The organism is Lactobacillus fornicalis, assembly GCF_055362665.1.
In genome coordinates, this window is sequence record NZ_JBLTIM010000052.1 from 1 (window position 1) to 967 (window position 967).

The following is a 967-nucleotide window of genomic DNA, read 5'->3' on the forward strand; positions in this document are numbered from 1 at the left end:
TACGCGTGGTGCTAGTTAAATCTTTCTAGACAATAAGCCAAATTATAAGCTAAAATTGCAATTTCCAACCGGCTTTGAAAGCCTATCAGACTACGTGCTCGATTGTTCTCGGCATTGTAATAGGTCAGAAGCGAAAAGTCGCTTTCAATTGTTCTGCGAATAGCCATCAATTGATGATCATTGTGCTTTTTAGCTCCTGTCATATTTTTACGATATGGTGTCCAAAGTTCATAACCCATTTGTTTTAGCTGTTGATGCAGTTCTTTGCCTAAATAGCCTTCGTCGCCAAGAAGATAGTAATTAGATGGATGGGTATTTTCCATCAGTTCAACTGTCTCCTTGGCATCATGAACTGATGCTTTTGTTACGACATAATCAAGAATGTAACCGTCATCGCTAACAATGACATGAACTTTGAAACCATAGAAGTAAATTTTCTTGGTGGCCTTATAACCAATGTTGGCATAACCGCGAAAAATTTTAGCACGATAGTTGCGAATTGGTTGGCAAACAGGTACCGGAAAGCTGTCAATGATCAAGAACTGTCCATTCAGGTCAACCTTTTTATTCATTTCTTGCCGTATCTGATAAATCAATTGCAATAGCTGACGTGAACGTCGATTAAAACGTGAGTGTGATAAACAATTGAAACATTCACAGAATCTTCTTTGTGATTCAATTCCTGTCTTAGCTTGCCAGATAAGTAAAGCCAAAATCAGACTGTCCGTAGTTTTAATTTGATCAATATTTCGCCGATGAGTAAACTCAGCCGGTGCATACAAACGATACCAGTGCCGACAAATTATCACTAAATCTTTAAAACTAACTTGTAAATGGTGGCTAAAACGCTTAAGCTTAAGGCAGTTCAATTAGATCAGACTCTTTTCTATTATTACTATTTACAAGTCGAGTCTAGTCCGATTGGACTTTTTTATTAACTAAAACGATTTAACTAGCACCACGCGTA

At 37.4% G+C, this 967-nt stretch carries 1 protein-coding gene; it reads right to left on the reverse strand.

All coding sequences use genetic code 11. The features are described 5' to 3' along the window. Positions 1 to 11: 11 nt before the first annotated feature. Positions 12 to 869 (reverse strand): IS982 family transposase, encoded by an 858-nt coding sequence (locus ACNDLV_RS07700; RefSeq protein WP_022091102.1) that lies wholly within the window; start codon positions 867 to 869, stop codon positions 12 to 14. Positions 870 to 967 lie beyond the last annotated feature (98 nt).